This window comes from Microcoleus sp. S13_C5 (assembly GCF_036700845.1).
Classification (GTDB): domain Bacteria; phylum Cyanobacteriota; class Cyanobacteriia; order Cyanobacteriales; family Microcoleaceae; genus Microcoleus.
Genome location: NZ_JAUBPR010000199.1, coordinates 1 through 6,946 on the forward strand (window position 1 = coordinate 1; position 6,946 = coordinate 6,946).

A 6,946-nucleotide genomic window follows, 5' to 3' on the forward strand; every position below is an offset into this window, starting at 1 on the left:
TATCTTTAGTTGAGTTTGAATATATCGATCGCTCCTGTTCTTAGTTTGCGATCGATTATTCAGCAAACCCTATTTACTGCTATCTTCCGATGACATTTAGCAATTCTTTGGAGCATCCCTTGTAGGAAAAATACCCCACAATCATCGGGATGCTCAAAATTTTTTCTGGGCGTTTTGAGATTATTGCAAGTGCAAGAATTTGTCTAATGCACTGACTGCAACTGGCGGCCAGCGTCGGGTATTGGCAACCCAATCGAGGTCTTTATAGCGGGAATCGAGGCCGACTGCTGCTACCCAATTGCTCTCAGCTTCGCCGCGCTTTCCTGCTTGCCACAGACAGGCGCTAAGGGCGGCTCTCATGTCGGCAAATTGGGGGTATCTGCGGACGATGTTTTTCATGTTGCGAATTGCTTCTTTGGTTTGCCCGTTTTGATAAAGTGCGAGGGCGTGGTTGGCGCGGGCAAAGGCGTATTCGGGGGCTAATTCAAAGGCTTTGCTGTAGTCGGCTATTGCTTGTTCCCATTTTCCTAAACCGGCTTCGGCGTTGCCTCGGTTGTTGTAGGCTGCTGGATCTTTGGGGTCTAATTCTAGCACGTGATTGTAATCGGCGATCGCTTCTTCCCAGCGTCCTAAACCTTCTAAGGCTGTGCCGCGGTTTAGGTAGGGATCGGGGGCGTCGGGAGCTAGTTCGATCGCTCTTTCGTAGTCGGAAATAGCGGCTTGTAGTTTGTTTTGGCTGACTCTAGAATTGCCTCGGTTGCTCCAAGCGGCGGCTTGTGAGGGAAATTTGTCAATAATTTGAGTCCAAAAAGTTTCAGCGGCGGGAAATTGGCCTTCATTTGTAGCTTCAAAAGCTTTTTGTACGAGTTCTCCCAGTTCCTGTTCGGGAGGGGCGATATCTGTTGGCTGTACTTGTGCGGTAGCGGGCGCGATATTTCCCAACCAAACTAACCCGGTTACAATTAATACTGTAAAAAATGTCAAAAGTGAGCGAATCATCGTTGTTGGCAGTTTAAACTTTACTAAACATATTATTAACCGAAATTGCGGGCGTTGCTTGGATAGTACCAGTTTCAAAAAAGGATGTGACTGTAGGCAACCTCCGAACCCTTATTTCATAAGTCATTTACAAATCTAAAATCTAAAATCTAAAATCTCAATAAGTTAGGGAGAATTTGGTGAAAAAACGGTTGCTAATTTTGGGCGGGACGGGGGATGCTGCGGAACTGGCGGTAAGAGCGTCTCAAATTGCTGAAATAGAGGTGATATCTTCGCTAGCAGGACGCACTCAACAGCCTTTTACCCCCAAAACGGGTACGGTGCGAATTGGGGGGTTTGGTGGGGCGGCTGGACTGGCAGCGTTTTTGCTCGATCGCCCGATCGACTTGTTAATTGATGCTACTCATCCGTTTGCGGCTCAGATTTCTGCCAATGCTGCTATTGCTGCTGCTGAATGTAATGTGCCCTATTTGATGCTGGTGCGTCCAGCTTGGGAGAGGGTGGAGGGCGATCGCTGGATTGATGTTGCCAGCCACTCGGAGGCTGCAAAGGCTTTATTAGGGCTGTCTCAGCGGGTGTTTCTCACGATTGGTAGGCAGGAATTGGCTGCTTTTGCTGGTTTGGATGCTATTTGGTTTTTGATGCGGGCGATCGATCCTCCTGCACTAAATACTCCTGTACCTAACGGTAAATTGTTATTAGCAAGGGGGCCTTTTTCATTGGAAGACGAGCGGCAATTACTATTAGAATATCAAATTGATACAATTGTTAGCAAAAACAGCGGCGGCGGTGCTACTTATGCTAAAATCGCTGCGGCTAGGGAACTGGGACTTCCGGTTGTGATGGTGCAGCGGCCGCAAATTCCCGATGTTGAGCAGGTTGCTGATGTTGAAGGGGCGATCGCTTGGTTAATTAAGCAGTTATTAGTTATTAGTTATTAGTTACATCCTTGGGGCGATCGGAATGGGCCAGCTCGCCTCAACTGACGTTATAGCAGCCAGAGTGCAAGCATTGCTCTCCCCCAAGCGTCTATAACCAACTAAGCTATTATCAGCAGTTGGGGTTAAGGTCGGGGATCTGACGGGGTGACAACGCCTCTGTTTTTTTGATAGCGATCGATTTAAACCCTTCTCATTGCAAGGTTTTCCGGTTTTTTGTCACTCCGTCAGGAGAATTACTATAATCACCATACCCAATCAGGAGACTCAAATATATGCAATACAAAAACGGTATGCCAATTGCCATTATTGGCGCGGGAATATCAGGCATTACGACAGCCAATATTTTCAAGAAAAATGGTTTCCCAGCAGTTGTTTTCGAGAAATCAGAAAAGATTGGCGGAGTATGGGCACTTGCATACCCAAACGTACACCTGCAAAATATCAGAGAGCAGTATCATTTATCTGATTTTCCCTGGCCATTCACGCCTGATTTACATCCCACCGGAGAACAAATCCTGAATTATTTGGAGCAAGCGGTCAACCATCTAAAGCTTGATGTGCGGTTAAATCACGAAGTTATCGAACTAAAAGAAACAGAAGATGGCTGGCTATTAAGATATAAAAATCAGGATGGCGTTCACGAAGAATTATTTGGATACGTCGTTATCTCAGTTGGGCAATATACAGAAGGAAAGTATCAACCTGCATTTCCAGGTATCGAAGATTTCGGCGGGAAAATCATCACTGAACGGGATGTCCACACGCTTGATGTATTCGATAATCAACGAGTTGTAATCGTTGGCTTCGGAAAGAGCGCCTTAGACATGGCGACTTTCGCAGCAAAACAAGGCGCGCAAGTAAATCATGTATTTCGTACACCGCGCTGGCTTATCCCAGAATGGATTTTGGGCGTACATTTTACCTACGCATTATTCAGCCGTTTTGGAACAGTGATGATGACAAGTTGGGCACATCCAACCGCCATTGAACGTTTCCTGCACAATCGCCTTGGCTTCATTGTTTCAGGTTTTTGGGATTTGATTGCATCCATCTTCCGCTTTCAAGTTCAGCGAAATGTTTCTGGAAAAAGCCAAGCCGCCCAAGGTAGAATCAAAGCTGTACAACCCGACCACAAACTATTGCCTGATTTACGTTCAGCCACAGCGGTTGCACCTGATGATTACTATCCGTTTATTGCAGAAGGAAAAATCTCGCCCCACCGTGCAGAATTATCTGGTTTTTCGCGAGAATCAGTAAAATTGAAAAATGGTTGCGAGATTCCATGCGATTTAGTCGTTCTATCTTTGGGTTCGCAAACGCCTATTTTTCCATTTTTGCCTGATAAATATCGAAAAATGTTGGAAACCGAACCCGATGGCGTGCAATTATATCGCCACTTGCTTCATCCTCGCATTCCTGGCATTGCCTTTTCCGGGTTCAATCATGGATATATGCACGTGCCAGCAGTCGAGATTGCCACACAATGGCTGTGTGCTTACTTGCGGGGTGAACTTGAGTTACCTTCCAGCGAGAATATGGAAAAAAGTATTGAATATATCCGCCAGTGGAAACGCGCAAATATTCAATTTGAACCTTCGCGATCCTGTGGAACCAACACTCGCTTCCAACAATATATTGACATCTTGCTTAAAGATCTGGGTGTTTCTCCTTATCGAAAATTGCCTAACATTTTCGCTGAGATATTCGCCAGATATCAACCATCTGATTATCTTGGCGTATCGGAAGAATATAATCAAAAAAAGAAAAGTCGCTCTACTCCACTACACCCTCTTCCGTTGGATACATGATTGCTTCCAAAGCTTACCAGGGGTCAATTGAACTCAATTCCGGTTGCACCGGAATTATTGTTGACTGTTGACTGTTGACTGTTGACTGTTGACTGTTGACTGTTGACTGTTAACCGTCAGCAGAAAAAATGAATGATAGTTGAGTATTGACTGTTGATTCGATTTTACAATTCGATGCTAACGGAGTTGATATGACGCGCTATTTTGCTGCCGATTTCGCACTGATTGGAAAGGATATCCAAGCTTGGGTAAATTTATTTGCTGAAGATTCGGCATGATTTTTCGATCGCCCAAATCTAAGTTTGATACCCAAAAATTGATTAAATTCTGAGCATAATTGCTAATTGACAAATGCTTCCCTAGCTTAGTTACCTTAGCAATGGACACTGCCTGAAAATACAAATCGCTCGGCTAGGCCTTAAATTCCAATAACTAATGCCCAATTCCCAATTCTAAATGCCAAATTATTTGGATTTCTTCGGACTATTCAAAGAGTTAAGATGATTCTTCATATCCTGCAAATATTTTGATAAAACAGGATACTGTGAAGTTGCTAGCAGCGCATCTTTTTTCTGGCTGACAGTTGTTTCTAAGGGCAAAACGCGATAGTTAGTTTTATTATTCAAAGTATAGCGTTGTACCCAAGTCGGAAAGGTTTTGATGGTGGTAATTTCTGTGGTTTTTTCGGGAAAAGTTTTGCGAATATTTACTTGCAAAATTACGCCTAAGTCTGTATATTTTTTATTTTGACCGGAAACGAAGTTTCCCATTGAATAAATTGCTACAGCTTTGCGAGTTTTGCCATTTTTTCCGGGAAAGTTAAAAATTTTGTAAGGTTGCACGACGTGGGGATGGCTGCCGAGAATGATGTCTGCACCGGCTTTTAATAGATTTTCCACTAATTGTTTTTGTTGGGGGTTTGGCTGTCGCTGATATTCATCGCCAAAATGCAGGGAAATTGCGATAATATCTGCTCCTTGCTTTCGTGCTTTGGCAATGTCTTTGACTATCTTTTTTTCGTCTATTAGGGAAACTAAGTAATCTTTGCCTTTGGGTATGGGAATGCCGTTTGTGCCGTAGGTGTAGGCTAGGATGGCTAGTGAAATGTTGTTTTTAGTGCTGATTAAAGTGCGTGAAGCCTCGGCGGCTGATGTGGCTGTTCCTGTGTACGCAATTTGCCGATCGCTCAGATTGGCGATCGTCCTAATTACCCCTTTTTCTCCACGATCTAAAGCATGATTGTTCGCAGTTGTCAAGATATTAAATCCGGCTTTTTTAGCCGCATCCGCTAATTGAGCCGGTGCGTTAAATAGCGGATATCCCGTATATCCGCCCGCATTTTCCCCCGCTAAAGGTGTTTCGAGATTTCCCGTTACCCAATCGCCTGTTGATAGGATACTTTTAACAGGTGCGAAGAAACTGTCAAAATTGTATGTTTTCTTTTTTGCGTCGTAGCCCGAGATCGTTTGGGTACTGTGCATCATGATGTCGCCGACAGCAATTAGTGTTGCTTCTTTGATTTCAGACTTTGGTTTGGCGGGAACAGGGGTTGCTATTGGCGATCGACTTTCTGTAGGCTGTGTGTTGGTTTTTGGCGTTTGGATATTGCAGCCTGCGATCGAAAGCATGGCCATTAGCGAGAGCAACCGACGAAAATTCATGATTTTTGAGAGTGATTTGTCGGCTTATATGGTATCATGACCAGGACTTAAGCAAATAACATAAGTCTGTCATTGCAAACGGTAGTGAAGCAATCGCAGCATCTATTTTTTATGGTTCTACGTAAGTCCTGATAACTAAATTAGTTGGAACTAAATAAATGACTAATAAATATCTAATTATTGCCTTTATTGTTTTTGTATCAATTACGGGTTTTGGTGTTTTGACTTACGCTCAAACTTCGGGCGATAGACCTTTTGAATTTGCCTTAATTGGCGATTTGCCCTACAGTGCCGAACAAGAAGCAAAATTTCCGAGTTTGATTGCAGATATCAATCGATCGCCCGCAGCGTTTGTAGTCCACGACGGCGACATTAAAAACGGTTCTAGTGTCTGCGATGATGCAACTTTTGTCAGCCGCAAGCAGTTATTTGAGAATTTTGCAATTCCATTTATTCTAGTTTATGGTGACAATGAATGGACGGATTGCCACCGTTCAAATAACGGCAGTTACGATCCAGTAGAAAGACTCGCTAAACTGCGAGAAATATTTAGCAACGGTAATCAAAGTTTGGGAAAGCGCACCTTAACTCTCACCCGTCAAAGCGAAAACCCACAGTTTGCTAAATTCCGCGAAAATGTTCGCTGGATTTATCATGGCGTTGTGTTTTTCGCGATTAATATGCCGGGAAGCAACAACAATTTTGGGCGCACTCCCGAAGCAGATGCAGAATATGCCGATCGCAATTGGGCTAACTTAGCGTGGATCAAAGAATGTTTTGCTTTAGCCAAACGCAGCAACAGCAAAGGAATTATGTTAGTTGCACAGGCCAATCCGGGATTTGAACTCGATCCGACGGACAAAAGAAGAAGTGGCTACAACGATTTTATCGCAACTCTGGAAACAGAAACAGGCAATTTCCCAGGGCAGGTTGTATTCGTCCACGGCGATACTCACTATTTCCGCATCGATAAACCTTTACCCCATTTTACCGATGAGACTCAATTACCGAGAATGAAAAATTTTACTAGAGTTGAAACTTTTGGTTCTCCAAACGTGCATTGGTTGCGGGCTTTTTATGACCCTACCAATCCTAATTTGTTTGAATTTAAACAGCAGATTGTTCCGGGAAATTAGGCTAGGTAACACCAGTGTTATGCAAACTAAATAGTTTTTGAATTACACTGAAGATAGGTAGAATTGAGGAATTTATTTATGACAGTCGCAACTAGGCGCTTCACCCTGGAAGACTTTTTGAAACTGCCAGAAACTAAACCTGCTAGCGAATACATTGAGGGGGAAATTCTTCAAAAACCTATGCCGAAAACTAAACATTCTCGTCTCCAGCGGCAATTCCTGCGTGTCCTTAATGAAGTGGTAGAGGAACCCAAGATAGCTTACGCTTTTCCAGAGTTGCGGTGTACGTTTGGCGGTCGATCGATTGTTCCAGATATTGCGGTACTATAGCAATCCTAAATGATTTTCTATATCGAGAGCAATCCTAAATGATTTTCTGTGTGTAAGTATATTGACGTATT

General features: G+C 43.6%; 5 protein-coding genes and 1 pseudogene. 4 read left to right on the top strand and 2 right to left on the bottom strand.

Annotation, left to right across the window (positions count from 1 at the left end; genetic code table 11):
- Window positions 1-180: 180 nt before the first annotated feature.
- Window positions 181-999 carry a tetratricopeptide repeat protein gene (locus QUA04_RS28175; protein ID WP_333263668.1) on the bottom strand — a complete coding sequence of 273 codons (819 nt, stop codon included), beginning with the start codon at window positions 997-999 and terminating at the stop codon, window positions 181-183.
- 179 nt (window positions 1,000-1,178) lie between these two features.
- On the opposite strand from QUA04_RS28175, the gene QUA04_RS28180 reads away from it, so the two are divergent.
- Window positions 1,179-1,940 carry a cobalt-precorrin-6A reductase gene (locus QUA04_RS28180; protein ID WP_333263671.1) on the top strand — a complete coding sequence of 254 codons (762 nt, stop codon included), beginning with the start codon at window positions 1,179-1,181 and terminating at the stop codon, window positions 1,938-1,940.
- A gap of 272 nt (window positions 1,941-2,212) precedes the next feature.
- Window positions 2,213-3,748 carry an NAD(P)/FAD-dependent oxidoreductase gene (locus QUA04_RS28185; RefSeq protein ID WP_333263674.1) on the top strand — a complete coding sequence of 512 codons (1,536 nt, stop codon included), beginning with the start codon at window positions 2,213-2,215 and terminating at the stop codon, window positions 3,746-3,748.
- Window positions 3,749-4,212: 464 nt separating this feature from the next.
- Here QUA04_RS28185 and QUA04_RS28190 read toward each other — a convergent pair whose 3' ends face one another.
- Entirely contained in the window at window positions 4,213-5,409 is a 1,197-nt protein-coding gene (locus QUA04_RS28190) for a CapA family protein (protein ID WP_333263677.1), read from the bottom strand.
- Between the two features lie 158 nt (window positions 5,410-5,567).
- Between QUA04_RS28190 and QUA04_RS28195 the strand changes: the two genes are divergently transcribed.
- Window positions 5,568-6,545: a hypothetical protein gene (locus tag QUA04_RS28195; RefSeq protein ID WP_333263680.1), complete on the top strand. Its 978-nt coding sequence runs from the start codon at window positions 5,568-5,570 to the stop codon at window positions 6,543-6,545.
- 78 nt (window positions 6,546-6,623) lie between these two features.
- Window positions 6,624-6,869: pseudogene (locus QUA04_RS28200) on the top strand (Uma2 family endonuclease); the annotation flags it as partial.
- Window positions 6,870-6,946: the final 77 nt, after the last annotated feature.

What these genes read in the sequence shown, in the direction of transcription:
- QUA04_RS28175 (WP_333263668.1), bottom strand. Translation starts at nt 999, where the DNA reads ATGATTCGCTCACTTTTGACATTTTTTACAGTATTAATTGTAACCGGG.
- QUA04_RS28185 (WP_333263674.1), top strand. Translation starts at nt 2,213, where the DNA reads ATGCAATACAAAAACGGTATGCCAATTGCCATTATTGGCGCGGGAATA.
- QUA04_RS28190 (WP_333263677.1), bottom strand. Translation starts at nt 5,409, where the DNA reads ATGAATTTTCGTCGGTTGCTCTCGCTAATGGCCATGCTTTCGATCGCA.
- QUA04_RS28195 (WP_333263680.1), top strand. Translation starts at nt 5,568, where the DNA reads ATGACTAATAAATATCTAATTATTGCCTTTATTGTTTTTGTATCAATT.